This is a genomic window from Methanoregula sp., from assembly GCF_049690535.1.
Lineage (GTDB): Archaea > Halobacteriota > Methanomicrobia > Methanomicrobiales > Methanospirillaceae > Methanoregula.
In genome coordinates, this window is record NZ_JBAVMX010000044.1 from 1 (window position 1) to 25,381 (window position 25,381).

At 55.9% G+C, this 25,381-nt stretch carries 26 protein-coding genes; 17 read left to right on the plus strand and 9 right to left on the minus strand.

Translation table 11 applies throughout. The annotated features are described in order from the left end of the window. Positions 1 to 131: 131 nt before the first annotated feature. The 6 genes from katG (at position 132) to WCE46_RS03495 (ending at position 6,203) form a co-directional block, all read left to right on the plus strand. Positions 132 to 2,333 carry a catalase/peroxidase HPI gene (katG, locus tag WCE46_RS03470; protein WP_424732310.1) on the plus strand — a complete coding sequence of 734 codons (2,202 nt, stop codon included), beginning with the start codon at positions 132 to 134 and terminating at the stop codon, positions 2,331 to 2,333. 61 nt (positions 2,334 to 2,394) lie between these two features. Then, positions 2,395 to 3,468 carry a radical SAM protein gene (locus tag WCE46_RS03475; RefSeq protein WP_424732311.1) on the plus strand — a complete coding sequence of 358 codons (1,074 nt, stop codon included), beginning with the start codon at positions 2,395 to 2,397 and terminating at the stop codon, positions 3,466 to 3,468. Next, positions 3,465 to 3,962, plus strand: coding sequence for an Lrp/AsnC family transcriptional regulator (locus WCE46_RS03480; RefSeq protein ID WP_424732312.1), 498 nt, complete (start codon positions 3,465 to 3,467; stop codon positions 3,960 to 3,962). Before WCE46_RS03475 ends, WCE46_RS03480 begins: the two co-directional genes overlap by 4 nt. Then, on the plus strand, positions 3,962 to 4,447 hold the full coding sequence (ahbB, locus tag WCE46_RS03485) for a siroheme decarboxylase subunit beta (protein WP_424732313.1): 486 nt from the start codon (positions 3,962 to 3,964) through the stop codon (positions 4,445 to 4,447). Before WCE46_RS03480 ends, ahbB begins: the two co-directional genes overlap by 1 nt. Then, on the plus strand, positions 4,444 to 5,634 hold the full coding sequence (locus WCE46_RS03490) for a radical SAM protein (RefSeq protein WP_424732314.1): 1,191 nt from the start codon (positions 4,444 to 4,446) through the stop codon (positions 5,632 to 5,634). The genes ahbB and WCE46_RS03490 overlap by 4 nt, the downstream gene beginning before the upstream one ends. Positions 5,635 to 5,825: 191 nt before the next feature. Next, a complete protein-coding gene (locus WCE46_RS03495; RefSeq protein WP_424732315.1) occupies positions 5,826 to 6,203 on the plus strand; it encodes a hypothetical protein in 378 nt (125 codons plus the stop codon). 142 nt (positions 6,204 to 6,345) lie between these two features. Here the strand turns inward: WCE46_RS03495 and WCE46_RS03500 are convergent, their stop codons facing one another. Together WCE46_RS03500 and WCE46_RS03505 are read right to left on the minus strand one after the other, a co-directional pair. After that, positions 6,346 to 6,780: a hypothetical protein gene (locus WCE46_RS03500; RefSeq protein ID WP_424732316.1), complete on the minus strand. Its 435-nt coding sequence runs from the start codon at positions 6,778 to 6,780 to the stop codon at positions 6,346 to 6,348. A 7-nt stretch (positions 6,781 to 6,787) separates the two neighbouring features. After that, positions 6,788 to 7,909, minus strand: coding sequence for a hypothetical protein (locus WCE46_RS03505; RefSeq protein ID WP_424732317.1), 1,122 nt, complete (start codon positions 7,907 to 7,909; stop codon positions 6,788 to 6,790). Between the two features lie 294 nt (positions 7,910 to 8,203). On the opposite strand from WCE46_RS03505, the gene WCE46_RS03510 reads away from it, so the two are divergent. Further along, positions 8,204 to 8,359, plus strand: a complete 156-nt coding sequence (locus WCE46_RS03510; RefSeq protein ID WP_424732318.1) for a hypothetical protein — start codon at positions 8,204 to 8,206, stop codon at positions 8,357 to 8,359. A gap of 110 nt (positions 8,360 to 8,469) precedes the next feature. Further along, a complete protein-coding gene (locus WCE46_RS03515; RefSeq protein ID WP_424732319.1) occupies positions 8,470 to 9,120 on the plus strand; it encodes a flavodoxin family protein in 651 nt (216 codons plus the stop codon). Positions 9,121 to 9,243: 123 nt separating this feature from the next. Here WCE46_RS03515 and WCE46_RS03520 read toward each other — a convergent pair whose 3' ends face one another. Both WCE46_RS03520 and WCE46_RS03525 read right to left on the minus strand, forming a co-directional pair. Then, positions 9,244 to 9,969 carry a PEGA domain-containing protein gene (locus WCE46_RS03520; protein ID WP_424732320.1) on the minus strand — a complete coding sequence of 242 codons (726 nt, stop codon included), beginning with the start codon at positions 9,967 to 9,969 and terminating at the stop codon, positions 9,244 to 9,246. A 526-nt stretch (positions 9,970 to 10,495) separates the two neighbouring features. Continuing rightward, entirely contained in the window at positions 10,496 to 10,822 is a 327-nt protein-coding gene (locus WCE46_RS03525; protein WP_424732321.1) for a hypothetical protein, read from the minus strand. Positions 10,823 to 11,234: 412 nt separating this feature from the next. On the opposite strand from WCE46_RS03525, the gene WCE46_RS03530 reads away from it, so the two are divergent. The 3 genes from WCE46_RS03530 (at position 11,235) to WCE46_RS03540 (ending at position 13,309) form a co-directional block, all read left to right on the plus strand. Continuing rightward, positions 11,235 to 12,242 carry a PAS domain-containing protein gene (locus WCE46_RS03530; protein WP_424732322.1) on the plus strand — a complete coding sequence of 336 codons (1,008 nt, stop codon included), beginning with the start codon at positions 11,235 to 11,237 and terminating at the stop codon, positions 12,240 to 12,242. Between the two features lie 4 nt (positions 12,243 to 12,246). Beyond that, on the plus strand, positions 12,247 to 12,798 hold the full coding sequence (locus tag WCE46_RS03535) for a DUF7504 family protein (RefSeq protein ID WP_424732323.1): 552 nt from the start codon (positions 12,247 to 12,249) through the stop codon (positions 12,796 to 12,798). Positions 12,799 to 13,114: 316 nt separating this feature from the next. Further along, the gene (locus tag WCE46_RS03540) at positions 13,115 to 13,309 is read left to right on the plus strand and encodes a hypothetical protein (RefSeq protein WP_424732324.1); all 195 of its coding nucleotides are present in this window, start codon (positions 13,115 to 13,117) and stop codon (positions 13,307 to 13,309) included. Positions 13,310 to 13,347: 38 nt separating this feature from the next. Here WCE46_RS03540 and WCE46_RS03545 read toward each other — a convergent pair whose 3' ends face one another. Then, positions 13,348 to 16,428 (minus strand): PAS domain S-box protein, encoded by a 3,081-nt coding sequence (locus WCE46_RS03545; protein ID WP_424732325.1) that lies wholly within the window; start codon positions 16,426 to 16,428, stop codon positions 13,348 to 13,350. Between the two features lie 278 nt (positions 16,429 to 16,706). After that, on the minus strand, positions 16,707 to 17,216 hold the full coding sequence (locus WCE46_RS03550; protein WP_424732326.1) for a multiprotein bridging factor aMBF1: 510 nt from the start codon (positions 17,214 to 17,216) through the stop codon (positions 16,707 to 16,709). Positions 17,217 to 17,407: 191 nt separating this feature from the next. Here WCE46_RS03550 and WCE46_RS03555 point away from each other — a divergent pair, with 191 nt between their 5' ends. Together WCE46_RS03555 and WCE46_RS03560 are read left to right on the plus strand one after the other, a co-directional pair. Then, a complete protein-coding gene (locus WCE46_RS03555) occupies positions 17,408 to 18,583 on the plus strand; it encodes a proteasome-activating nucleotidase (RefSeq protein ID WP_424732334.1) in 1,176 nt (391 codons plus the stop codon). A gap of 251 nt (positions 18,584 to 18,834) precedes the next feature. Beyond that, positions 18,835 to 19,527 (plus strand): FKBP-type peptidyl-prolyl cis-trans isomerase, encoded by a 693-nt coding sequence (locus tag WCE46_RS03560; protein ID WP_424732327.1) that lies wholly within the window; start codon positions 18,835 to 18,837, stop codon positions 19,525 to 19,527. Between the two features lie 144 nt (positions 19,528 to 19,671). On the opposite strand, the gene WCE46_RS03565 is transcribed toward WCE46_RS03560, so the two are convergent. Next, positions 19,672 to 20,181 carry a DUF5804 family protein gene (locus tag WCE46_RS03565; RefSeq protein ID WP_424732328.1) on the minus strand — a complete coding sequence of 170 codons (510 nt, stop codon included), beginning with the start codon at positions 20,179 to 20,181 and terminating at the stop codon, positions 19,672 to 19,674. Positions 20,182 to 20,222: 41 nt separating this feature from the next. Further along, positions 20,223 to 21,392 carry a proteasome-activating nucleotidase gene (locus WCE46_RS03570; RefSeq protein ID WP_424732329.1) on the minus strand — a complete coding sequence of 390 codons (1,170 nt, stop codon included), beginning with the start codon at positions 21,390 to 21,392 and terminating at the stop codon, positions 20,223 to 20,225. Positions 21,393 to 21,427: 35 nt separating this feature from the next. Between WCE46_RS03570 and WCE46_RS03575 the strand changes: the two genes are divergently transcribed. From WCE46_RS03575 to WCE46_RS03590, 4 genes are all read left to right on the plus strand, one after another. Then, the gene (locus WCE46_RS03575; protein ID WP_424732335.1) at positions 21,428 to 21,835 is read left to right on the plus strand and encodes a DUF126 domain-containing protein; all 408 of its coding nucleotides are present in this window, start codon (positions 21,428 to 21,430) and stop codon (positions 21,833 to 21,835) included. Positions 21,836 to 22,121: 286 nt separating this feature from the next. Next, positions 22,122 to 22,574: a hypothetical protein gene (locus tag WCE46_RS03580; RefSeq protein WP_424732330.1), complete on the plus strand. Its 453-nt coding sequence runs from the start codon at positions 22,122 to 22,124 to the stop codon at positions 22,572 to 22,574. A 44-nt stretch (positions 22,575 to 22,618) separates the two neighbouring features. Beyond that, a complete protein-coding gene (locus tag WCE46_RS03585) occupies positions 22,619 to 23,722 on the plus strand; it encodes a TIGR04013 family B12-binding domain/radical SAM domain-containing protein (RefSeq protein WP_424732331.1) in 1,104 nt (367 codons plus the stop codon). A gap of 42 nt (positions 23,723 to 23,764) precedes the next feature. Next, positions 23,765 to 25,015, plus strand: a complete 1,251-nt coding sequence (locus tag WCE46_RS03590) for a tyrosine-type recombinase/integrase (RefSeq protein WP_424732332.1) — start codon at positions 23,765 to 23,767, stop codon at positions 25,013 to 25,015. A 57-nt stretch (positions 25,016 to 25,072) separates the two neighbouring features. Here the strand turns inward: WCE46_RS03590 and WCE46_RS03595 are convergent. Then, a partial coding sequence (locus WCE46_RS03595) for a hypothetical protein (protein ID WP_424732333.1) occupies positions 25,073 to 25,381 on the minus strand: 309 nt, incomplete at its 5' end.

Below are 25,381 nucleotides of genomic sequence, written 5' to 3' on the forward strand. Positions count from 1 at the left end.
TGTGCCGGCCTGTCAGGACTCCGGGCTCCTGCAGGGTACAACGCCAAAGTTGATATTGCGGGAATCTGAAATACCGAGTACCTGAAAGCACCGCCGGGGATATATCCAGACCAGCGGTGGGAGATGACGCTATGACAGACGACAGCAAGTGCCCGGTAACGGGCGGAGCACAAAAACAAGCTACCGGCAGAGGCACATCGAACCGGGACTGGTGGCCAAACCAGCTGAACCTGAAAGTTCTTTCCCAGCACTCTTCCCGGTTAAATCCGATGGGCAGGGATTTTGACTATGCGGAGGAATTCAAAAAACTCGATCTCGCGGCCGTAAAGGCGGACCTGCGGGCGCTCATGACCGATTCGCAGGAATGGTGGCCGGCGGACTTCGGTCACTACGGCCCCCTCTTTATCCGCATGGCATGGCACAGCGCCGGCACGTACCGCACCCTTGACGGCCGCGGCGGCGCCGGTTCCGGCCAGCAGCGTTTTCCCCCCCTGAACAGCTGGCCCGACAACGTCAACCTCGACAAGGCGCGCCGGCTGCTCTGGCCGGTAAAAAAGAAGTACGGCAGGAAAATTTCCTGGGCCGACCTCATGATCCTTGCCGGCAACGTCGCCCTGGAATCGATGGGTTTCAAGACATTCGGATTTGCCGGCGGACGTGTGGATTCCTGGGAGCCCGAAGAGGATGTATACTGGGGTTCCGAGAACACGTGGCTGGACGACAAACGATACTCCGGCGACCGGAATCTCGAAAACCCGCTCGCTGCCGTGCAGATGGGGCTCATCTACGTCAACCCCGAGGGCCCCAACGGCAAACCGGACCCGGTTGCTGCGGCAAAAGACATCCGGGAGACATTTGCCCGCATGGCCATGAATGACGAAGAGACAGTTGCGCTCATTGCCGGTGGTCACTCCTTTGGGAAGACCCACGGCGCCGGCCCCGCAACCAATGTCGGGCCCGAGCCCGAAGCTGCCCCGATCGAGCAGCAGGGCCTTGGCTGGAAGAGCAGTTTTGGCACCGGCAAGGGCGGTGATGCTATCGGCAGCGGTCTTGAGGTCACCTGGACTTCCACACCAACAAAGTGGAGCAACAACTTCTTCCGGATCCTGTTCAGCTACGAATGGGAGCTCACCAAAAGCCCGGCCGGTGCATACCAGTGGAAGCCCAAGGGCGATGCAGGGGCCGGCACGATCCCGGATGCCCACGACCCGAAAAAACGTCGCTCCCCGACCATGCTGACCACGGATCTCTCCCTGCGGTTCGATCCCGCCTACGAGAAAATCTCGCGGCACTTCTACGAACACCCGGACCAGCTTGCCGATGCATTTGCCCGGGCGTGGTTCAAGCTGACGCACCGCGACATGGGCCCGCGTACCCGCTATCTCGGCTCCGAGGTCCCAAAAGAAGATCTCATCTGGCAGGATCCCATCCCGGCGGTCAACCACAAACTGATCGGTGCAAAGGAGATCACGTCCCTCAAGAAGAAGATCCTTGCCTCGGGGCTCTCCGTACCGGAACTGGTCTCGACCGCATGGGCATCGGCCTCTACCTTCCGCGGCTCTGACAAGCGCGGCGGTGCAAACGGGGCCCGCATCCACCTTCGCCCCCAGAAAGACTGGGAGGTCAATGAGCCGGCCCGGCTTGCAAAAGTGCTTAAAGTCCTTGAAGGGATCAAGGACGAATTTAACAAGACCGCTGCCGATGGCAGGAAAGTCTCGCTTGCAGATCTTATCGTCCTTGCCGGGTGTGCAGGTGTCGAGCAGGCAGCAAAGAACGCCGGCCACAAGGTAACCGTACCTTTCGCGCCGGGGCGCATGGACGCCTCGGAGGCGCAGACTGATGTGAACTCCTTTGCCGTGCTCGAGCCAAAGGCCGACGGCTTCCGCAACTACCAGAAGGCGAGTTATGCGGCATCGGCCGAGGAGCTGCTCGTTGACAAGGCGCAGCTTCTGACACTCTCCGCGCCGGAGATGACGGTGCTTCTTGGGGGCCTGCGTGTCCTTGGTGCCAACTTCGGGCAGACAAAGCACGGCGTATTTACCAGCCGTCCCGGGGCGCTCACGAACGACTTCTTCATGAACCTGCTCGATATGGGCACGGAGTGGAAGCCGGTCTCAAAAGACGCTGACGTGTTCGAGGGCCACGACAGGAAGACGGGGGAAGCGAAATGGACCGGCACACGTGTCGATCTCATCTTTGGCTCAAACGCCCAGCTCCGGGCCGTGGCCGAGGTGTATGCAAGCGCGGACGCAGAGGAGAAGTTTGTACAGGACTTTGTTCTGGCATGGTCCAAGGTGATGAACCTTGACCGCTTCGATCTCGCCCGCCGGTAAGCACGCTTTAAAAAACGGTAACAAGCAACGAGGACAGGAGTGTGGCAAAAGGGTTGAACCTGTGAACGGGACAAGAGAAGCACCGCGTATCATTTCGTGGAACCTCACGATCAGGTGTCCCCTGGCGTGCTCCCACTGTTACGTGGATGCAGGCGAACATGAGGCAGCGGGAGTGCTTTCCACACAGGAGGCGCTCGCGGTCATCGACCAGATCCGGGCAACCGGGACACCAGTGGTCGTGCTCTCGGGCGGCGAGCCCCTGATGCGTGACGATCTCTGTACGATCGCCCGGTACGGAACAAAGCAGGGCCTGCGGATGGTGATGGGGACAAGCGGGTACTTCCTCGACCGTCCCATGGCGGCCCGGCTCAAAGAGGCCGGGATCCGGGCTGCGGCTATCAGCCTTGACTCAGCCGAGCCGGCCGTCCATGACTCGTTTCGCGGGGTGAGCGGGGCATGGGAGCGGGCTGTAACAGCAATCAATAACTGTACGGAGGAGGGGATCGGCGTCCAGATCAACATGACCGCGATGCGCCCGTCGGCAGGAGACATTGAATCCGTGGTTGCGTTCGGGAAAAATCTCGGGGTCCGGGACTACCAGGTCTTCTTTCCCGTCCCGACCGGGCGGGCCGGCGGGAGCGGCCCGGAAAATCCCCATGAGTACGAGGAGGTTATCCGGCAGGTGCTCATGAAGTACCGCGACAGCGACATCAGCCTCCGTCCCACCTGCGCCCCGCAGTTCCGGAGGATCGCCGCTGGTCTTGGGATCGAAAAACCGGGCTCTGGCCGGGGCTGCATTGCCGGGATCAGGTACTGCCGCATCTATGCAAACGGCGACGTGACCCCCTGCCCGTACCTGCCGGTCACCGTCGGCAATGTCAGGGAGGTCCCCTTTGACCGGATCTGGAACGATTCCCCGATCTTCCAGGCATTGCGCGACCCGGGCCGGCTTACCGGGAAATGCGGGCGGTGCGAATACAAGACCATCTGCGGGGGATGCCGGGCCCGGGCCTACCGGGGGGCTGAGGCATTCTCGTCCCGCTGGTGCGATGGCCTCGAAAAACCCTTGGCGATCGCGGGAGACCTCTGTGCAGAAGACCCGTGGTGCCCGTACGAACCGGGAGGCAGCTCATGAACGACAACACAGCGACAGACACGCTCGATCTCAAAATCCTTGATACACTCCAGCAGGATGTTCCGCTCGTGGCCCGGCCCTGGGAAGCAATAGCCGCCCGGCTGGATATCCCGGAAGCACTCCTGCTCGAACGGCTCAGGCACCTGAATGAGGAGGGTGTGATCCGCGGAATATCGCCCATCGTTGAGTCACGGGCGCTCGGCATAACTGCCGCAACACTCGTGGCCCTCCCGGTCCCTGCTGAACGGATCCGCGAGGTGGCAGGGCTGATCAACGCGTATCCCGAAGTGTCGCACAATTTCCGGCGGGACCACTATTACTCGCTCTGGTTTACGCTCTCGGCGGAGAGTAAGGAGGCGCTTGAACAGCTCCTTTCGGAGATCCTTACTAAAACCGGTTTTTCACGGGATAGGATCCTTGACCTGCCAACCGTAAACAAGATCAAGATCGATGTCCGGTTCCCGCTGGCGCCGGACAGAAGGGAGGCCCCTTAATGGACCCGACCGACATGAAGATCCTTGCCGCCCTTGAAGACGGGCTCCCGCTCGTCCCCGAACCGTTTGAGGAAATCGGAAAGAGGCTCGGCCTTACCGGTGGCGAGGTGCTCGCGCGGACACAAAAACTCCAGGAGACCGGTGTGATCCGGCGGTTTCGGGCCCGCATCAACCAACGAAAGCTCGGCATATCCGCAAATGCCCTTGTTGCCTGGCGCTGCAACGGGAAGCCGGCCGAAAAGACCGGCGCAGTCCTCGCATCGTATCCTTCCGTCACCCACTGCTACGAGCGAAAGGCCGTGCCGGGCCGGTGGGAGTATTCCCTGTACACCGTCCACCACGGGCGCTCGCGGGAGGCGGTCGACGGGGAGATCCGGAAAATAGCCGGTGCAGCCGGTCTTTCGGAGTATCTTGTCCTTTTCAGCACTGAGGAGTATAAGCGAGTTCCCCATCTCCGTATCAGGGAAAACGGGAGGGGATCATGAACCGTATCACCCAGTGCCTGCACGGGAAAGGAACCGTCAGCGCCGTGATGAAGCACCGGCACGGCGATGTCCCGTCCCGGTACCTCGCCTTCTCCGGGATGAGAAGGCCCGTTGTTTTCTGGAACCTCACCGACCGCTGCAACCTTGCCTGCACCCACTGCTACAGCCGATCGGCCCCGGACAGCCCGACCGCAGGAGAACTTTCCACCACGGAAGCGCTCGCGTTCATCGACGACCTTGCCGCAGCGGGCATACCGCTCGTCATCTTCACCGGTGGGGAACCGCTCGTCCGCCCCGATATCTGGCAGCTTGCAGAACACTGCCGGGAGGTGGGGATCAAGACCGCGCTCAGCACGAACGGTACGCTCATCACTGATGAGGTGGCAGGAAAGATCAAGGCGGCAGGGATTGAGTACGCGGGGATCTCGCTTGATGGGGCGACCGCACAAACCCATGACCGGTTCCGGAACACACCGGGAGCATTTGCCCGGGCAACTGCCGCCTTTGCCCGGTGTAAAAATGCAGGAGTCCGGTGCGGCGTGCGGGTGACGCTGACAAAAGAGAACGCAGATGAACTCGGTCCCCTCGTCCGTCTCTCCCGGGACCTCGGGGCATCGCGGTTCTGCCTGTACTGGCTGGTGCCCTGCGGGCGGGGGAGCGACTCTTATGAGCGGCTCCAGCTGGGCGCAGAGGAGGTCACGCAGGCGCTCGCGCTCCTGTACCGTACGGCGCAGGAGATCCCACCGGAGCAGATGGAATTTTTAACCGTCGATGCCCCGCAGGACTGCATTCACCTGATCCACTCCATGGAACGCGACCACTCACCGGATCTTGCCGAGGCCCGGGACCTGCTTACCTCGCTCAACGGGGGGTGCAGCGCCGGCGACCGTGTGGCAAACGTGGACCCCCGGGGAAACGTGTACCCCTGCCAGTTTGCGCGGTCGCCAGAGTTTCTCGTGGGAAATATCAGGGACCGGCCCTTATCAGCGCTCTGGAACGATGCGGACAACCCGGTGCTCTCACGGTTCCGCACAAAACCCCCGGTTGTCGGGGGAAAGTGCGGCTCGTGCACCTATCTCTCCCTCTGCGGCGGCGGGTGCCGGGTGCGGGCCTGGGCCACGGGCGGCGACCTTACCGCGGAGGACCCGTTTTGCTACGTGACCGGGCCCGGTGGCGGTCAGGCATAACGGGGAATAGTAACGGCATTCCCGCCGCAGGGGTGCCCCGTTGAGGGCGGCGGCACTCCTCGCTCGTCCGAGTGTATGGGGGCATCAGTCCCTGTCCTCCTGGTTGGGGAGACTGGCTGGAACCATTCCTCCTGTGTGGAAGCCTTTTGTAGTTTCATCGTATAAGACTGATAAATCAAATCGTGATCATCATGACCGAAAAGAAAGGGCACTTTGTAAATGGGCTCTGGGTGGAAGACACCGTTGCAGCCCCCGCAAAAGAAGAGCACCCGATCGATGTCCGCCTTGCCGCAGCCACCAAATCAGTTCTCTCTGCAATGGACGATCTTGCAAAAGTCACCCACGATCTCGTGGCAACGGACGAGGGCAAAAAGCATATCGAGAATACCGTAAAAGAGACGACGGCTCATGTCCAGAAATCCTTTGACGATATCCTTACCCGGGCGAAAGCCGAAGTGGACAAGGCGAAGGCTGATGTCGAAAAGGTAAAAGCTGAGATGATTAAGGCAAAATCCGAAGGAGAAAAGGCAAAGGCCGACACGGGCAAACCCGGCGAGCCAAAAAAGTAAGCGAGAGTGGGGAGATTCCTGCACGGGATCTCACGTCTCTTTTTTCATTTTGTGCATTTTGTATCCCGTCCGGTGGACTGCCCGCGGGGTGGGGGAATCTGCGTCCCCGCCCTTTGCGTACGTAAAAGGGGCTGTGCCCAGCTTACGTAAAGAGCATCAGTCTGGTTATATCGTCTTTTAAGTCGCCGCTGCAGTACTCAATCCCGCCGACAAGTGAGGTGACCAGCCGGGGATCGAAGTTCCCTTTCGTGTACCAGCAGGTCATGTTCTTTCCCTCAAGCAGGGTCTTCATCTCCTGCATTTCGCTTGCGTTCAGCTGCACCAGCGTCTTGGTGAAACTGCAGTTTGTCGTGGTGGTGTACCGGAACGTCCCGACCGCGTCGGTAATGGTGACGCCCGAATCAGTGCAGTTGTTGGCCGCCGCAATAACTGCGGCCTGCTCCGGGGTGACGGCACCCTGCGGTGCGGGAGTTGCCGGGCCGTTTGCTGTACAGCCGGCGGCAACGGTCAGGATAACAAGCACGCACAGGATCCCGGCACACAGGAGCCCGGGGTTAGGGAATCTTTTGTCGTTCATGGCAGCCTCAATACCCAAAGACAGCCTGGTTTACCAGGTTGCCTGCTCTTGATGCTTCTCTCGGATCCGCATACATCATGAAATCTTTCAGGGTGATCAGCGTGGACGGTTCACCGGATGACGGCCGGATATCAGTGCCGTAGACGTTCTGTTCGGTAACCGGAAGGGTATTTGCGATCGTGGCCACAACGTTGCTGTTCGCCGTGGTCGGGTATGTCGTGAGGTCGTTACCATCGGCAAAATCCCTCCTCATGGTTTCTGCCGCACTACCGGCAAGGTTGTTGTTGATGGCGGTGTTTGCGTACCCTATGCCCACCTCGATCTGCCCCTCGCTCTTCTTTAACTGGGCCATGTCCCAGTTCGCCTGGAAGTTATTCGGATCCTTCACGAGCACCGCGGTGTACTCCTTCTCGATCTCCGGTCCGTTGTCACTTATCCGGGCCCTGACCTGCGCAAGCTGTGCCCGGTCCGCGGTAATCTCCGCGGGCTCCGGCAGGTAGTTCCCGGTCAGCCGGTAATTCAGGCTGCTTTGCGCCTCAAACGCAGTGATGGCATGGTCAATCTGGTCCCGCTGGGCGCAGAGATCCAGGTAATTCTGGAGATCCGAATGCGGGCCGGTGAGCATCGCGGCATAGGAACTCTCCGTGGTCTGGGCAGCAGTTGTGGTGACCGCCGCCGCTGCCGGGCAGCCGCTGCTGCTTGCCCCGTTCAGGGTAGTGGTACCGCTGCATGCGCCGTCAGATCCTGAATAGTCCCACGTGTATGTTGCCGTAAATGCCGTACAGTCCGCGGTAAAGTACACATCGTAGTCCGACAATGTTGAGGATCCCGGCGGGTCGGCCACGGATCTCCCCGGTATGTGCAGGATGTTTCCGGAGGTAAACGTCCCCCCTGCCGATCCATGCCCGACATCCCCCATCACGGCGGTTGTACCGCGGTACTGGATGGGAACCGAGTACTGGTTGGTGTATACCCCGCCCCCGCAACCTGACTGGTCCTCGCTCACCGTTACCTGCCAGAGGTACGTTCCGCGGTAGGTATTCCAGCTCCATGATGAAGCTGCATTGTCCGCTGCAACAGGAACCATGAATGCAAGGACAACAATAAGTCCCACCATCCACCTTGACATAACAAGGAGGGAATTGAGGACATCCTGTATAAAAGGGTTTCTGCAAATCTCCCGGAATATCTTCTCACGATCCTCCTCATCTACCTGTGAACGCCGGGCTAGCAGGGGATAACCTCCCCGGGGGTATCGTGACATCGTATCCGTCCGGCAAAATCAGGCCATCCACAGCGTCCCGGCAACTCAGGCAAAAGCCCGAAATTCCCTATAGAGACTATTGTGCGGGTTATAGGTCTCGTGTCCCCTCATTCGGGAAGAATAAAATGATCCATCGTCGTAAAAAAAGTGAGGATCACGATGGATCTTAAACAAAGTATCGAGCTGATACACATCAGTGCCACGCATTCATCCCTCGAATCACGAAGGGTGGCACTTTCCAAATATCTCGCACAGCACCCGGAGATTGACAAAGACGAGCTCTCAACGATGATGCCGGAAATGCACATCTGCTAAAGATGCATTTCAGCGGCTACTATGAATTTTAAAGGGAGAGACCTGATCAGCAAAAAGTGGCAGTCCTGTCACCCCCACCATTTTTATCCCGGAACCTCCGACACACACGTATGAAACTTCTCGCATTCAACGGAAGCCCGAGAAAGAAGTGGAACACTGCAACACTTCTTGAACATGCGCTCAGAGGCGCCAAAGACCAGGGGGCAAAGACCGAACTTATCCACCTCTACGATCTGGACTACAAAGGCTGCACCAGCTGCTTTGCCTGCAAAAGGATCGGGGGGAAGAGCTACGGGCACTGCGCCGTAAAAGACGATCTGCGGCCGGTCTTAAAAAAAGTCGAGGCCGCAGATGCGATCCTGGTAGGTTCGCCCATCTACTACGCGATCACGACCGGCGAGACACGGTGCTTCCTCGAACGGCTGATGTACCCGTACTCGGTGTACGACAAGGAACGGTCTACGCTCTTTGGCAGGAAAATCCGGACCGGGTTTATCTACACGGCCGGGGCAAAGGAGGAGATGGTAAAGGAGATGGGCTTTGACCGGAATGCGCAGGTGACCGAGATGGCGATGGCCCGGATCTTCGGGTCGTGCGAGTCAATGTTTGTCACCGATACCTCCCTGTTCGATAATTATTCGAAGTATGTATCCACGCTCTTTGACCCGGAAGAGAAGAAAAAACACCGGGACGCGCAGTTCCCGAAGGACTGCAAAAAAGCATACGAGTTCGGAGCGCGGCTGGTTCGGAAAGGCGCGTGATCCCCCTTCCCATGTGCCGCGGCCGGCCAAGGGGTTACCCCTGGAAAAAAGAGCGGCCTGCCCGCTAAACATAAAAATAAGACCGGGTCGCATGGTCATTACGGCCCCGGCACGCGAACCCCGTCACTCTTTTTTCTTGGTAGACGTAAAGTGGATATACAGCGAAATCCCTGATACGACAAGGACGGTAATAGAACTGATTATGGCAGCGAGAACCGTCGAGTTTCCGAGCAGGCCCGTATCCTGCGTGGGTTCGGGTGCGACCGTGACAACAACGGCGACCACCGGGACGGTTGCGTTCGTGGCCGGTGTCAGCATCGCTGACGTGCCCTCTATTGGCTGGAGCGTACCGTATCCCTCTGCCGTCTGTCCCGCCACGACATAGATCGAGCCCTCGTAATTAGTATACCCGCTCAACTCCAGCTGCAGAAGATGGTTTCCCGCAGCCACGTCAGTCACGGTATTCGGGGTTGTCCCGCAATAGAGGCCATCGATCAGGATACTGGCGCCGGTCGGGGAAGAGTACACACTCACGCTGCCGGTATTCGGGGCTTCCGTGGCGTAGACGGTCGGTTGTATTGTCGTGACAACGGTTGTCGGCTGGGTGACCGTGACCGTTGTATTCACGGGAGTGGCAGTTGTCACGGTGGTGGCAACGGTCGTCGGTGAAGTGGTGACATTGGTCGGTTGTGTGGCAATCGTTGTCGGTGAAGTGGTGACGCTGGTCTGTGGTGTGATAACAGTTGTCTGGGCTGCTGTGACATTTTCAGCACTGACCGGGAGTACAATGAGAAGTATTGCGAGGAATACTGTGACAGATATGACCGATGATCCGCGTCCACGTGACATTGCTACAGTCCTGCCGGCTGGATGTGCCGGTGATTTCTTGCAGAATTTACATTGTTGTTATTAGTGATAAAACCGTTTTATTCAAAAGAGCACGTCCGGACCCGGAAACCGCCGGAAAACCCCTGTTCCCCGCAGGAGTCCAGACTCTACGCGAAGCAATGAGTATGGCCGTGCAGCAAATCAGTGTTATGCGGACGAGGGGGGCCGGGGTTTATCCCCCATCATCCTGATCCCAATGCCAGAATCCGGATGACCCTGCCGCACGTTTCCGGAAAAGTCCGGGGTACGATTCGGGAATTTTGAAAAAAATGTGGATCAGCAGCTTGAGGATTTTTAAAGAAAGTTCGATCACGCTGCTGAACATTTCCAAAAAAGTACGGTTCAGCAGCTGAAGATTATAGAAAAAAGTCCGGGTCGCGAGCTGACAAGGCCGGAAAAAAGAATGGCTCATGAGAACGGGCCCCGGTGGCATACCCCTAAAAAAGTGGTCTTTTGGATCTGACAGGTATTCACACGCCGGTAATAGTTATGTGCACACCCTGAGTTTTGCCTCGCAGGACGGCGCACACGCATCCCCGCCACCGCCAATCTTGCAGAACATGATACAGATATAATAGGCAGGCAGGTTGATGATCGGGAAATAACATTTGGTACCCCTCAGAACCCCTCCCAATCCCGATTCCCCGGTAATGCGGGGCAGCCCTGAATTGCCGCAGGGCGAGCCGGCTGCCGATAATTTCACCGGTGCTGCACCGCCGCTCTTCTCTGTCACGCCATACCCGGCCCCGGCAACGGTTCCCGCAAGGGCCAGCAGGAGCAAACAACATGCCAGTTTTTTGAGTGCGTCCATCATTGTGAATTCCTCTCGCGGAACCCTTGTCTTCCCGGGCAATAAGGGCGGCTTTGAGTGAAAAATTCCCTTCAGCTATTGGATTGGGATACCCCCTCCCGGACAGGGCAGGGACCCGAAATACCGGTAATGCCGACGGCAAATTATCCGAAGATGAAGTGACTTGAATTTAACTGGTTTTTGTGGGTTTGAGTAAATCCTCCCTCCCGTTAGGGGATTGTCCGGTCTCCCTCCCTGTCCCCTCACATCCGCTTCGCGAGCATTACTGGTATTCCGATCGCCGCCAGGACAACCGCCATCCCGCCTCTTCCGGTTCAGATTTCAGCAGTCGTCGCATCGGGCTATGCATGCACATTTATATAAATACAGGAAACATCCTCAACAAGAGTCACGGGAGGAAGGGGGACGAATTCATATGGACGGGACGAACGATAAAAAATCCTGTATCGAGGCGGATATTCTTGATAATGCCCTCGTCATGATAGCAATACTCGGCGAGAAGGGCCGGATCATCTCATGGAACCATGCTGCTGAGACCATCACCGGATATTCACAAAACGACGTGATTGGCAGTGACACCATCTGGAAAAAACTCTATCCTGACAAAGATTACCGCACGATCGTCACCGGGAGAATTGCCGGTATCCTTAAAACAAAAAATTATTTTGAAAATCTTGAAACAATGATCCGTACGCGATACGGCGAGTCCCGCACCATCCTCTGGAATACCAAGATAATCCGGGAGAGCGGCCTCTACAGGACCATCTCTGTCGGCATGGATGTCACGGCCGAACGGGAGGGCCAGGTATTCCGGGAAAGTATCATCGATAACGCGTACGTGCTCATTGCTGTTCTCGATCCCAAAGGGCAGATACAGGTCTGGAACAAGGCTGCAGAGATGATCACCGGGTACTCCTCCGATGAAGTGATCGGCCGGCGTGACATCTGGAAAAAACTGTACCCCGATGCTGAATACCGCCGCAGCCTGACGGATAAAATTTCCCGGATTATTGCCGGACAAAATTATTTCGAAAATCTTGAGACGACGATTCTCACAAAAACAGGGGAGCGGCGTATTTTATCATGGAACACCCGGCAGATTGGTGCAAACGGGGTGTATCACGAGATTGCCATCGGCAGAGACATCACCGAGCAGCGCAAGGCGGAGGAGGCGCTCGTTGCATATATGACCGAGATGACCATGCGGCTGAAACAGCCGGTCGGTATCATCAGTAGCACCCTTCTTGAATCGGCACAGCTCTTCAAGGACGGGATGCTGAGCCACGATGAAATTATCCTGGTGTTTGAAGGTCAGGCAAGGAACGCTGCCCAGATTGAGGCTAATATCCAGGAGTTCCAGACAGCGATCGTTGAAAAGAACCGATCAATTCCCGAAGCGTATCAGAAATTTCTCGAAGGGTGAAGATATGCCGGACTTTATTGACCCCCGGGACCTGGAAAAAAAGAAGATCTTCCTGATCCTGTCATCCCCCGAAAAGATCCGCCAGCGCAATAGCGACCTTATCAAAGAAATTTCAGGTCTGGGATATCACACGATTGTCGTCACGACGAACTATCCCTATAGCGTGCTTGCCAAGATGTATGCCCAGACCGGTATCCCCGTTGACAGCGTCTCATTCATCGATGCGGTGACCCATACGTCTGTCGGGAGTGCTGAGAATATTCCCGGGATCGTACGATTTATCAATAACCCGGCGAACCTGACCGATATGGGCATTGCAATAACTGAAATGCTCAAGGAGCAATCCGGCAAGAACGTGTGCATCATGTACGACTCTGTGAGTACGATGCTGATCTATCTCTCATCGGTGAACATCTCGAAATTCATCCATTTTGTAACAAACAAACTCCGGCTCATGGATGTTTCCGGCGTATTTCTTGCGGTTGAGAAGGGTCTGGACCCCATGCTGATGTCACAACTTACTACGTTTGTCGATGATGTTGTCGATACAGGTTGACTCCATGAACCGGTAAAAGGCCGGATCAGATTGAACATGAGTCCCGTGATCGTCTGTCGGCCAGATGTGAGTGCACGGATGGATTTACGCTGGGTTGTGAAGGATGTGTCAGGGACGTGGCGCTTCTTTGCGGGTTTGGGGTCAGGGAAGCATCAGCCCCCGTTGTCGTGATCGAGAGAACTGGATTCCGGGTGATCCTGTCCGGCCCGCAACCGCAGGAAAAAGAGGGGGGTTCCCACCCTCCTGTTCACGAGGGTGCTCTCCCTTTTTCCAACATATCGTAACCTTCATTACCTTTTATTCCGGATCGAACTATATGCACGATATTGTCAGCAGCAAAAAGATGGAGAACGGGATTGTCGTTTTCTGGGAAGAGAAAGGGGAGAAGACGTATGAGTCGTTCAATTACTCCGAACTCATCGACATGAACATCAATGCGCTCGACCTGCTCGAACGCCCGAAATCCTACAAAGTCGATAAGGATGCGCACAAACTCATCGTAAAAAAATAACCGGTAACCCCCGGCTCCCCCGTTTTCCCACCCGGATCTTACTGCACATCCGAACGCCGGAATGCCCCATGAGGTATGACCATCTCAAACCGTGCACCGCTCCCCGGCGCCCCGGTTTCCGCAATGGAGATACCGGTGATTGAGAGGATCTCGCGGGCGAGAAAGAGCCCGAGCCCGGTGTTCTTCCCAAACCCCCGCTCGAAAATCTTTTTCTTATCCGCCTCGGGAATACCGACACCGTCATCCTCGCATACGATAATCTGGTTTCCGTTCCTGAAATCAAGGAAGAACCGGATGGTCGTGATCCTGCCGCCATACCGCACGGCATTTTCCATAATGTTGTAAACGACCCTGACGATAAGCGGGTCGGCGAACAGTTCCAGACCACCGGCCGGGATCTCGTTTAGCACCCGTACCTTGCCGAGCGGGGCCTCGTGTGCGGCAGTGTCAACAATGGTGTGGGCGTCCTGCCATGTGGGAACGGCGATCCCGATCGTCTCGTATTCCTTGGTGAACCGGATCATGGTTGAAATACGGTTCATCGATTGCGTAATCCAGCCGAAATAGTAGTCGAGAGCCGGATCCGGGGCCTTCTCATGGAGTAACTCGACAAAACCATTCAACGCCATAATCTGGTTGGTGATGTCGTGCCGCATGATGCCGCAGAGGAGGTTGAGGTTCCTGTTTGCCTGGCAGAGGGCCTCTGCCGCCTGCTTATGCTCGCTGTTATCGGTTATGTATCCTTCAAGGGCGACAAGTTTGTTTCTGGCATCGAAGATCCCTCGTCCCTGCTCCCAGACCCACCGGATCCTGCCCGACTTGTCGGCGATCCTGTACTCCATCTGGAACGGGCCCCGGTCCTGAACACCTTTCTGGACATCTTCGTACACGTGCTGCCGGTCTTCCGGCACAATAAGAGATCCATACGATACGACGTGATTGTCGATCAGGTCGCCGGGATCATACCCGGTGAGATCCTTACAGCCCCCGCTTGCAAATTCCATGGTCCAGTCAGGATCGTTTCGGCACCGGTAGACCATGCCCGGCAGGTTATGCATAAGGGTATCAAGCATCCGCCGGTTATCGGCAAGTGCCTCCTCTGCCTGCTTCTGCCCGGTGATGTCCTCCATGTGGACCATGATAAGATCCGGGGGGACAAAGGCCGCAGTGGCGTGGATAACCTTCCCGGGCAGGAAATGTTCAGATACGATCTTCTTTGAGATCCCGGTCCGTTCGGAAAAACACTGCCTGACCTCGGCCATGAGATCCGGCCGGGCTGCATAGAGATCGGATGCACATTTTCCGAAATATTCGTCAGCCCGGCCACTGGTGAGGACTTCTGCTGCCTTGTTGCAGCCGACAAACACAAAATCCCCGTCCCGGTGCTGCCAGGTAAAGATAGCGAGCGGATTGTTCTGGTACTGCTCGCGGAACCGGATCTCGCTCTCCCGGAGCGATTCTTCAACGCGTTTGCGTTCCGTGATGTCTGTCCCGACACTAAACAGGCCGGCGTACTGGCCGTTTTCATCAAAGAGGGGTTTGTTCTGCCACCGGATCCAGACCCGCCTCCCGTCGCGGGTGATGTTTTCGTTCTCGTTTTCTGTGTAGTTCCCGGGATGGCGGATGATGTCATCGATCATGAGACGGAGATCGCGGTCGGATCCGGATTGGGTGGCCGGGACAATCGTACCCATCACGGGTTTCCCGGTAATTTCGTCGCTGGTATACCCGAAAAACTGCTGCGCATATTCATTAAGGAAGGTAACATTCCCGTTTTCATCCCATTTCAGGATAATGTTGTTCGCATTTTCGACCAGTTCGCGGTATTTTTCTTCGCTCTCCCTCAGCAGCTGTTCGGCCCTTTTACGGCGTGAGATGTCGCGAAGGATGACGAGACCGGCAGGTTTGTTCTGGTACCGGTAGGTTGCAACCGATGATTCAACCTCGACGGGAGAACCGTCCATCTTCAGGTACACCGTCTCCATGTGCCCGACCGGTTTACTCTCTTCCATGACAATACGTGCCCGTTTTTGGACCTCTTCAAGGAATGAGGTGTGGACCCGGTCAGAGAGCGACATGCCAATCAGCTGATCCGCTGACGCTGCCCCCATCAGCCGGACCATGGCGGGGTTGACATAGGCAAAGGTCTCCCCGACAATGATATAAATAGCATCGGGGGAACTTTCAACAAGCCTCTGGAAATTTTCCTCGCTCTCCCGGATCTGTTTTTCACTCCATTCCAGTTCATTATACTGGCTGCGCAGTTCCTCATCAGAAGCGGTGATCTGCTCATATGCGGCACGGAGTTCTGTCTCTGACTTCTTGCGTTCGGTGATGTCCCGGATGGACTCGATTGCACCGGCAATGTTCCCGTTCTGGTCAAAAAGCAGGCTGGCCTTTCCCCAGAGATGGACTTGGGTTCCGTCCGGTTTTTGGAATGCAGCTTCGGCAGTCAGCATCCTGCTGTCGTGGATGGTATAGAGGTACCTGTCTTTTTCGATCTCTTCATTTGGGACAAGAATGAGGTCGATGAGCATCGGGCGGCGTTCGTTATACAACCGAAGAGCATATTCATAATTGTCTTTTCCGGAGATCTCTGAAAATTTAACACCGGTTAACTCTTCCATTGCCTGGTTCCACGCGAGTACTCTTCCCGTCTTGTCGATGGCAAAGGTCGCGTCCGGCAGGAAGTTGAGGATATCCGCTTCCCGTCGCTCGAGGGCCCGGATGTTCGCCTCTGCCCTTCTCTGCTGGACCGCGAGGTGGGTCTGGTGTGCAAGCTCGGCAAACTGCGACAGGGGCTCCCCCCCTTTCTGGAGATAAAAATCGGCCCCCTCGTTCAAGGCCTGGATGACGATCCCTTCACGACCCCGGCCGGTAAAAAGGATGAACGGGATCGTATTCCCTGAATTTCGTACCTCTTTTAAAAATTCGATGCCATCCATGCCGGGCATCTGGTAATCTGAGATGATGGCATCGTATGCTTTTGTCTCCATCAGTGTGAGTGCATCCGGGGCAGACGTAATGATGTCAACACTGAGTTCCCCGCTCCGCTCAAGGAAGAGTTTGCCGATCTCAAGCAGGCTGGGCTCATCGTCAACATATAAAACAGAGATCATACGGGTGCGTATCCTGTAATCTCAATTCTTCCTTCGATGCTGATGAACTTTGGCATCGGCACATTCGTTCGGATTTTTTGAGAGCTCCCCGATGAAAAGAAGATGGGGTGGTTATGGAGATCGAAACGGTTCGGGAGAAAAACCGGCAAAAACGGTTCACGTACAATCTAAAAAAACCGGTCATCCCACTCCTTTCACCCCGAGGCCGGGCAGAGAGTGTACTCTTGCCACGTTGACGTGCGATCCTGACTAAAAAAGGTGCGGGAAGTTACCCGCGGTTATTTCTTTGCTTTCCGGATCACGGTGAGGTCGCCCAGCGTCTGGGTGATCTTTGCCTGTGTCTTCTTTTCTGTATCGGTCGTGAGGATATCGACAAGCTTGATACCGAGGACTTTTTCGAGTTTCTTCCTGACTTCCTCTTCCGGGATCAGTTCTCCCTTCTCAATCTTTTTGATGAGCAGTTCCCGTACCATCATCTGCAGGGCGAGGTCTTTCTGGGAAAGACCTTTTTCCATACGGGCGTTCCTGACCCGCTCCGCATAATCCTCGACGATATCGCCTTCCATGTAATCGAACATGTCCCGTTTCCGCTGTGCGGGGACGGTCACCGGCGGGGCCCGGGCCCCTTGGGCGGGCCGGGCAGCCGGTCGCTGCACATCAGTACGCCGGGCCTGCTGCACCTCGGTACCGAACTTCCCGCATTTGCTGCATACCTGGAGCTCCGCGCCCTCCACACGGATCAACTTCGGGATGCCGCGAATCGCTTCTCCACACATTTCGCACTGCATAATCTCACAAACACTTTATATGCAGATTTCCCTATATACCTATTTGAGGAACCCACGTGGGCGATATTCTCCGCGATACAGCCGAACCGCAGAGCCCGGAAGAATTATGCAGGCTGTATCGCACGCTCAGCGAACAGCTGCGTGATCAGCTCCAGCAGATCGAGAGCGATAAGCACGATCTCGAGACCCAGATGCTTGACCGGGTCGGTAATCTCGAGTCACGAAACCTTGAGCTCCGGGAGCAGCTCCGTCAGGTCGAGGCAGACAAGCGCTATATTGAGACCCAGAAGATCCGGTACGAGCGTGAGGTCAGGAAACTCAAGAGCGAGAGCGAACAACTCCGGAGCCCCCCGCTTATCATCGGGACCATCGTCGATGTCGTCGACACCACCCGGGTCATTGTCCGGAGCAGCGCCGGGCCAAGATTTCTTGTGAGGAGTTCACCGAGCATAAATCCCGAGGATTTAAAGGCCGGGGCCCGCTGCACGCTCAACCAGCAGTCACTCGCTATTGTCGAACTGCTGCCGAGCAGTTTCGATGCACAGGTCTACGGTATGGAGCTCGTGGACTCGCCACAGGAGTGTTATTCAGACATAGGGGGCTTAAAAGACCAGATTAACGAGATCCGCGAAGCAGTCGAACTCCCGTTGAAACGCCCCGAGCTCTTCACCCGGATCGGGATCGAACCCCCGAAGGGTGTCCTGCTCTACGGACCACCCGGGACCGGAAAGACCCTGCTTGCAAAAGCGGTCGCCCACGAGACAAATGCGCACTTCATGCGGGTGGTCGGAAGCGAACTTGTCCAGAAATATATCGGTGAAGGTGCCCGTCTCGTCCGCGAGCTCTTCGACCTTGCAAAGAAAAAAGCCCCGACCATTATATTCATCGATGAGATTGATGCCGTGGGAGCCGCCCGGACCGAGGCGAACACATCGGGCGATCGCGAGGTGCAGCGTACCCTCATGCAGCTCTTGGCTGGCATGGATGGTTTTGAGAACCGGGGCGATGTGAAGATCATCGGGGCCACGAACCGGATCGATATTCTCGACAAGGCTCTGCTCAGGCCCGGCAGGTTCGACCGGATCATCGAGATCCCACTGCCGGATGAAGAGGGCCGGCTTTCCATCCTAAAGGTACACACCCGGTCCCTTGCGACAGATGATACGGTCATCCTGTCGGAAATTGCAAATCTGACCGAGGGGAAGAATGGCGCCGATCTCCGGGCAATCTGCATGGAGGCCGGGATGTATGCCATCAGGAACGAGAGGGCCTCGATCACCCGTGAGGATTTCCTGTCTGCGATCGAGAAAGTGCGGCTCGATTTCAACCGTTCGCTCTCTGATGTGGAAGGCAGGATGTTTGCATAAGGGTCCGGGGAACCACGAAAAGACCGCTCGTGCGATCAGTGGAATTGTTACAACGAGTGGTATCACTCCCTGTTTTTTTAACCATCGTCCTGCAGAGACCCGTGTGCCTTTTTTTTAACCCGGTTGAAGAGGAGCCGGTGTCAGGAGTGTGCGGTATGTTCAGGCAGCAGTCGCCATCTCCGGTGACCGCGAACTTTTTTTCCCTCCAGAGCAAAGATATAGGAATCAGGATGTAAACAGAGTGGAACATTATGAGCGATCCAACGACACCAGATGATACCCCGCAAATCCCGGAAGAGAAGACCGTCGCTGAGGCAGATACCACGGACGCCCCGGCAGACACTTCTGCAGATGCAAAAGAAGAACCTCCTGAATCACAGGATGCAGTTCCGGAGCAGGAGACACCGGAGAAGCGGGAGAAACGAAAGAACCTGCTGATCACCGTGGGCGTGGCGGCAATCATCATCATTGCTGCGGCATGTGCTTTTGTTTTCCTCACGCCGCAGGTTGCGACGACAGGTGATCAGGTATCTGTCTATTACACCGGGGCGTTTGACAACGGGACCGTATTTGACTCAAACATGAACGGCACCCCGCTTGAATTTACCCTGGGCAACAAGACTGTCATTGCCGGGTTTGAAAATGCGGTGATCGGCATGTCGAAGAACCAGGTCAAGACGGTGACCGTTCCCTATGCCGATGCCTACGGGGCGTATGACCCGGGACTCGTCCAGACCCTCAACCGTACCGGGCCTCTCGCAAATGTCTCATTTATTGTCGGGAAAACCTATACCGTCCATGACAAGGTTTCCAACACGTACTCCCGCATAAAAATCCTCAATGTTACCCCCACAACCATCACCTGGGATGCCAATAGCCCCCTGGCTGGGCAGAACCTCACGTTCATGATAACACTGGCAAACCTCACAAAAATGCAGCAGTGACCGGGATACTCCGGCATCACTTTTTTTGTCTCACCGGCTGTTTTTCGTTCACAAAACTCCTGAAACTTTGTGAAAATAGACCGGATTGTCTCTAAAAAAAAGGGAGATCTTTGAGTGCCCGCCGGATAGCCGCCGGCTCATCGGTTATTCGTTCCCGTCGGCCCCGGGATCGGGGTTTTCTCCTGCATCCTCAAGGGGGATCGGCTCCCCGATGTCTTCCACTTCGTCTTCAGTACACCAGACTTCGATGGTGGCGTCGGTACCAGCAAGGTCTCGTGAATAGTCCTGTGGTGCCGAACCCGGTGACATCACGAGCTGGCGGGCCAGTTTGCCATGGGAAAAACCGTAGAGGCGGCGGAACGCCCATGTCTTTTCGAGTATCACGGTCCGCTCGTAGTAGACATCCTGTGCAAAGGTCTGGGTGCAGAAGATCCCTTTTTCCACTTCAAACAGCGTTTCTCTCACGTAGCGACGGATATACCAGCGCAGTTCCGACACGAGCGAGAGGGCGCTTCCGAGAGTGGCGACCGTGATATACACACCGGAGGGAACCTTTTTCGGATGGTAAAAACGGAGTGCGAGACGGCTGGTCTCGGATGCAAAAAGCGTGTGGTGAAGGTCGATGCCTTCCCGCTGGATCAACAGAATATTCATTCGGGCGCTCCCTGTTCCTGCTGATCGCCCCGGTCCCCGGATCAGGTATACATCCGGGTATCGGTTATCGTGTCAGCCTTGACCTTGCGCACGGCACTGATAAAGTCCGGCATCTCTGCCGAAGATGCATCCCGGCGCACGGCCATCATACCAGCTTCGCGGCAGATCGCCTGGAGTTCTGCACCGGTGGCTGCCTCGGTCATCGTTGCAATAACGTCGAGGTTCACGTTTTCGAGATGCATCTTTTTGGTGTGGATCTTTAAGATCTCGAGCCGTGCGTTCTGGTCGGGCAGCGGGATCTTGATGAGCCGGTCGAACCTGCCGGGCCGGAGCAGGGCAGGGTCGAGCATATCCACCCGGTTTGTCGCTGCCATGATCCGGATCTCCCCCCGGTTGTCAAAGCCGTCCATCTCCGCAAGGAGCTGCATGAGCGTGCGTTGCACCTCGGCACTCCCACTCGTCCCGTCGTTTGTCCGCATGCTGCCGACTGCATCGATCTCATCGATAAAGACGATCGCCGGTGCCCGCTCGCGGGCAAGCGTGAAGAGCTCGCGGACAAGCCCGGCCCCTTCACCGATAAACTTGTGCACGAGTTCGCTTCCCGACATGCGGATGAACGTTGCCTTCGCCTCGTGGGCGACCGCCTTTGCGATCAGGGTCTTTCCGGTCCCGGGCGAGCCGTAGAGCAAGATGCCCTTCGGGGGCTCGACACCAATACGCCGGAAGATCTCGGGTTTTGTGAGCGGATACTCGACTGCTTCCCGCACTTCCTTAATCTCATCGGTAAGGCCACCAATCTGCGCATAGGAAATTTCAGGCGACTCTTCGAGTTCCATTACCCGGACACGGGAATCGTACACGTTTCCGATCACTTTGACGATCGAGAGCGCATTGTTGACGGCAACTTTAGTTCCGGTTTTTAACAGCGGACGGATTTCATCGGATGCATGGGTGAGGTACTCCTGGTTGTTCCCCTGCTGGCGGAGATAGATCTCGTTGTTCTCCAGAATATCGATGACCACCGCAACAAAGAGCGGCATGCGCTTGAGCTGGTTATTCTCACGTTTCAGCTGCGCATTTTCTTTCTGGAGATCTTCGGCTCTGACCTTTTGTTCAAGGAGCGCCGCCTCAAGCTCGTTTAACTGGATCTGGTATTTGAGCTCGTTCTGAGGCGCCGCGTTATCGACCGAGGTCTCTTCCATATTACTCATATATCTGCATCTTCAACCATTTATGTGGTGTGATTTTGCTCATTACCGGTCGCAGCATTTCAAGAGGCAGGGGAACGGGAAAACTGCTCGTCAGCCTGGCCCCCATATCGTTTCTTTCCGGGGTCGATCCTGAAACAGGGGTTATTGTGGAAAAAGGCCACCCGCTTGAAGGTACATCTGTGGCCGGTACCGTGCTCGCGTTTCCGTACGGCAAGGGTTCGACGGTCGGGTCGTATGTGCTCTACGCCCTTTCCCGGAACCGCCACGCCCCGGCGGCCATTGTGAATACCGAGGCGGAACCCATCATTGCCACCGGAGCGATTATCGGAAATATCCCCATGATCGATCGGCCGGATATCCCGCTTGGCCGGCTCATGAACGGGACATGCGTCACTGTTGACGGCGACCACGGGACAATGGAATACGAGGGAGCACTCCCGTAAGGCGGGAAGGGCATCACCTGCTGGATGCACTGTTGCGTAATGCTGCACCGAAAGGGATACCCCGGTGGCGGACTGGCCGATAAAAAAATATGAGAAACTATGGCGGACCTGCCGAGCCTTCCATGATGTCCTGAAGCGGGGACTCCCGCATCTTTTTTTCTGATTTTTTTGGTTCTGGTGCGGGCGGCTCTGGTTATGCCCGGTCCAATCGTGTAAAACGATCGCAATGAACAAATAATGCAACCCCCCATCCTCTGGTATGAGAGCCAGTACATTCATTTTGGTTATGTTTCTCATCTGTGGTGTGGTTGCTGTCGCCGGCTGCACCAGTTCGCAGTCCTCAACAACAACAACAACGTCCACGTCATCAGGTACGACCGCTTCTTCCAGCCTCACCACGGCCCCTACCGATGTAATGCCCGCCAATATTGCCGTGACGGTTACGGTCGGGGAGAAAGATTACCTCGGCCAGATTCCTGTGACCTTTGATGGGGGCCAGGGACAGGACAATGTCCATACGATTACCGTCACGCTGACCCGGTTTGATGGATCAACCCAGACTGAAACGCTCGGGTCAGATAAAGGTGACACCATTACTCTCGCCGGGACACGTGGCAGCGGATCCTTATCCGGCCAGTCTGACCGCGTGCAGGTTGCTGTTACGATGAATAACGGTATAACCTACAACGTAGCCGATGTCCTCCGGGAGTACCGCTCACGAAGCGGAACCGGATCATAACCGGCAGATCCTTTTTTTAGGATGCGTGAGGACTGGTACTCACCATGCGGGTAAATTGGCGGGAGATCCCCTCAGCACGTAATTCATGTGCGGTCCTGCTCGCTGCCTGCGAAAAATCCGGCTGGCACCTTCGCCCGGTCTCAAAGCCAGAGTCCGATATCACCTGTTATTCCCTGAATTCTATCAGCGAATCCCGGTACCGCGATGAGATCGCGGCGGCGGGTTGTATCACGTTTGTCGGAGGGCCGCATGCGACCGCCTGCTGGCAGGATGTTGCCACGTATGCCGATTACGTTGTCGTGGGAGAGGGGGAATACACGCTTCCGCTCCTGCTATCAGAGCTCGAAGCCGGGAGAGACGGGCATATCCCGGGTGTCGCGACCCGGGATTGGTATGAGCCGGCAAAAAGCAGTGTCCGTCTTGATGGTTATCCGCCGTTTTCCGAGGTACAGGGATACGTGGAGATCTCCCGCGGCTGCCCGTATGCCTGCGGTTACTGCCAGACACCGCAGATTTTCGGGCACTGCATGCGGCACCGGTCAATCGACGCGATTGCCCGATACGCAAACCGATACGGCCAGGCACGCTTTGTCACCCCCAATGCGTTTGCCTATGGTTCTGATGGCATTCACCCCCGGTTCGACAAAATCGGACACCTCTTACGAAAACTTTCCCACCAGATCTTTATCGGGACGTTCCCCAGTGAAGTCAGGCCGGAGTTTATCTGCGAAGAGTCACTTGCCCTGATCTCGGATTACTGCACGAACACAAAATTGCATTTCGGTGCCCAGTCGGGGAGCGATGCAATCCTTACCCGGTTGCATCGGGGACACACGATTGCGGATGCGATACGGGCAGCAGAACTCTGCCATGACGCCGGGATCACACCGGTTGTCGATTTTATTGTCGGGTTCCCGTTCGAGACCGATGATGACCAGCGGGAGACCGTTGCCGCCATACAGGAAATTGCGAGGATTGGAAAAGTCCACGTCCACCGGTTCATCCCGCTTCCTGGTACGCCGCTTGCCGGAACCCGTGCGCGGTCGCTCCTGCCAGAGACCGAGAAGACCTGCGGCGATCTTGCTCTCGGAGGAAAACTGACCGGTTCGTGGAACGAGCCTGAGATAAGGTTTTTTGGGAAGCGGTAAACAGAGAAAATTTATATTATCCCTCATCCAATAGACACTATCATGGAACGCTTATTCACGTCGGTACAACAGTTTTATGAGACAGATTCGGTAAAAACCCGGAAAGCATACCGGAAATCCCTAATTGAGTTTGGCCGGTCCAAGTACGGCGATATCCCGGACGATGAGATCTTCAAAAAACTCGACCAGTATATCCGAAAGGGAAACCGGCAGACCGTGCTCGACGACCTGCGGGCCTTCAAGAAATACCTGGACCACAAGGAGATCGTCAAGCGCGTGGACGGTAAGGAAGAGGTAACCCGGTACGCCATCAAGTCCAAGATGCTGCACATCGCGGTCGTCCAGTCGTGGCTTAGTAAAAACGAAATCGAGCTGCGGGCATACAACAGGGAGTTCACCTATAAGGAAAAACCCGACTTTAACGATCAAGCGTTCACACCGGAGACGGCAAAAGAAGTGTTCAATATGCTCACCACTCCCGTGAGCAAGTGCCTTTTTATTTTCCTTTTGTCCACCGGCTGCCGGATCAACGAGGCCACGCACGTGAGGCTCTCGGAGATCGCATGGGATACCAAACTTTCTGACGGATCAAAGGGACCGGTGCGGATCCACCTTGACGGGAGCTACACGAAAAATGGGAAATCCCGGATCGTCTTCCTGACAACCGAAGCCGAGAACTTCCTGCGGGACCTCTGGATCGACAGGAAATATTCCCGAATGATTGTCGGGCCGGATGGAAAGCAGGAAGTGTCGGATAATGGCCGGGGATGGTATCTGAAGGCTGCCAGGAACAAAAACAGGGGATTGGTGGGGTACTCAGGGAAACCCGCAGGGAACCGCCTCTCTATCATGGCTGAAGACCGTTTGTTCCCGTTCTCCAACTCTGTCGCATCCGCAATGCTCACGACCGTGATCCGCAGGGCCGGGTTCACGGAGCGGACCAAGACGGGAATCAACAAACTGCACATCCACAGCACTCGGAAGTTTTTCCGTACCCAGTTCGGGCAGGCTGCAGGACCGGACGCAGCGGAAACAATCATGGGACACTCCCCCGGCCTGACTGCGAACTATCGGCTCCTGGAAGAGGGACAGCTCGCACCGATATTCAAGAAATACGAGGCCTCGCTCACCATCCACCGGGACAAGGACGCGGAGCTCGTGAAGGAACGGGTCGAACAACAGAGCGAACGGATCGCAGCACAGGACCGCGTTATCGAGAAGCTGCAGAAACAGATGGATGAAATGAACATCCTCATCAAGGCAGCGGAAGTGGCTGAGAAAACAAAAGATTAAGATATTCTCTCTTTTTCGGCTCGGAATAGTCACCATTGATCAATTGAGCTCCGTCTTTCATGTGGGGGCATCTTCAAATATTTTCGGGTATTTTCGGGGATCGTAGTTGGAATGCCAATTCAACCATGCCACAAATTCGCTCACATTTTTAAAATCCGATCCTTCTAATACTTTTGATTTCTCTAAAAGAGCTGACATTCTATCAATTATTTGATCTTTTATCATATTTGATGACCACAACGAGTTACGCGCCGCCAGCGAGGCTTGATATTTTTCACCCAACGTAACCTCCTCGTTGAAAGATTCACTGGATATACGGTAATATACGTCGTTTTTATTAATTTTGGATTTAAATTCGATTAGGCC

Bases quoted from the DNA above. Each gene is read 5' to 3' on its own strand.
- WCE46_RS03585 (WP_424732331.1), top strand. From the start codon at position 22,619: ATGCGGGTAAATTGGCGGGAGATCCCCTCAGCACGTAATTCATGTGCG.
- WCE46_RS03560 (WP_424732327.1), top strand. From the start codon at position 18,835: ATGAGCGATCCAACGACACCAGATGATACCCCGCAAATCCCGGAAGAG.
- katG (WP_424732310.1), top strand. From the start codon at position 132: ATGACAGACGACAGCAAGTGCCCGGTAACGGGCGGAGCACAAAAACAA.
- WCE46_RS03590 (WP_424732332.1), top strand. From the start codon at position 23,765: ATGGAACGCTTATTCACGTCGGTACAACAGTTTTATGAGACAGATTCG.
- WCE46_RS03565 (WP_424732328.1), bottom strand. From the start codon at position 20,181: ATGAATATTCTGTTGATCCAGCGGGAAGGCATCGACCTTCACCACACG.
- WCE46_RS03580 (WP_424732330.1), top strand. From the start codon at position 22,122: ATGTTTCTCATCTGTGGTGTGGTTGCTGTCGCCGGCTGCACCAGTTCG.
- WCE46_RS03490 (WP_424732314.1), top strand. From the start codon at position 4,444: ATGAACCGTATCACCCAGTGCCTGCACGGGAAAGGAACCGTCAGCGCC.
- WCE46_RS03530 (WP_424732322.1), top strand. From the start codon at position 11,235: ATGGACGGGACGAACGATAAAAAATCCTGTATCGAGGCGGATATTCTT.
- WCE46_RS03505 (WP_424732317.1), bottom strand. From the start codon at position 7,909: ATGTCAAGGTGGATGGTGGGACTTATTGTTGTCCTTGCATTCATGGTT.
- WCE46_RS03480 (WP_424732312.1), top strand. From the start codon at position 3,465: ATGAACGACAACACAGCGACAGACACGCTCGATCTCAAAATCCTTGAT.
- WCE46_RS03570 (WP_424732329.1), bottom strand. From the start codon at position 21,392: ATGAGTAATATGGAAGAGACCTCGGTCGATAACGCGGCGCCTCAGAAC.
- WCE46_RS03550 (WP_424732326.1), bottom strand. From the start codon at position 17,216: ATGCAGTGCGAAATGTGTGGAGAAGCGATTCGCGGCATCCCGAAGTTG.
- WCE46_RS03520 (WP_424732320.1), bottom strand. From the start codon at position 9,969: ATGTCACGTGGACGCGGATCATCGGTCATATCTGTCACAGTATTCCTC.
- WCE46_RS03515 (WP_424732319.1), top strand. From the start codon at position 8,470: ATGAAACTTCTCGCATTCAACGGAAGCCCGAGAAAGAAGTGGAACACT.
- WCE46_RS03500 (WP_424732316.1), bottom strand. From the start codon at position 6,780: ATGAACGACAAAAGATTCCCTAACCCCGGGCTCCTGTGTGCCGGGATC.
- ahbB (WP_424732313.1), top strand. From the start codon at position 3,962: ATGGACCCGACCGACATGAAGATCCTTGCCGCCCTTGAAGACGGGCTC.
- WCE46_RS03535 (WP_424732323.1), top strand. From the start codon at position 12,247: ATGCCGGACTTTATTGACCCCCGGGACCTGGAAAAAAAGAAGATCTTC.
- WCE46_RS03540 (WP_424732324.1), top strand. From the start codon at position 13,115: ATGCACGATATTGTCAGCAGCAAAAAGATGGAGAACGGGATTGTCGTT.
- WCE46_RS03545 (WP_424732325.1), bottom strand. From the start codon at position 16,428: ATGATCTCTGTTTTATATGTTGACGATGAGCCCAGCCTGCTTGAGATC.
- WCE46_RS03510 (WP_424732318.1), top strand. From the start codon at position 8,204: ATGGATCTTAAACAAAGTATCGAGCTGATACACATCAGTGCCACGCAT.
- WCE46_RS03525 (WP_424732321.1), bottom strand. From the start codon at position 10,822: ATGATGGACGCACTCAAAAAACTGGCATGTTGTTTGCTCCTGCTGGCC.
- WCE46_RS03555 (WP_424732334.1), top strand. From the start codon at position 17,408: ATGCTTGACCGGGTCGGTAATCTCGAGTCACGAAACCTTGAGCTCCGG.
- WCE46_RS03495 (WP_424732315.1), top strand. From the start codon at position 5,826: ATGACCGAAAAGAAAGGGCACTTTGTAAATGGGCTCTGGGTGGAAGAC.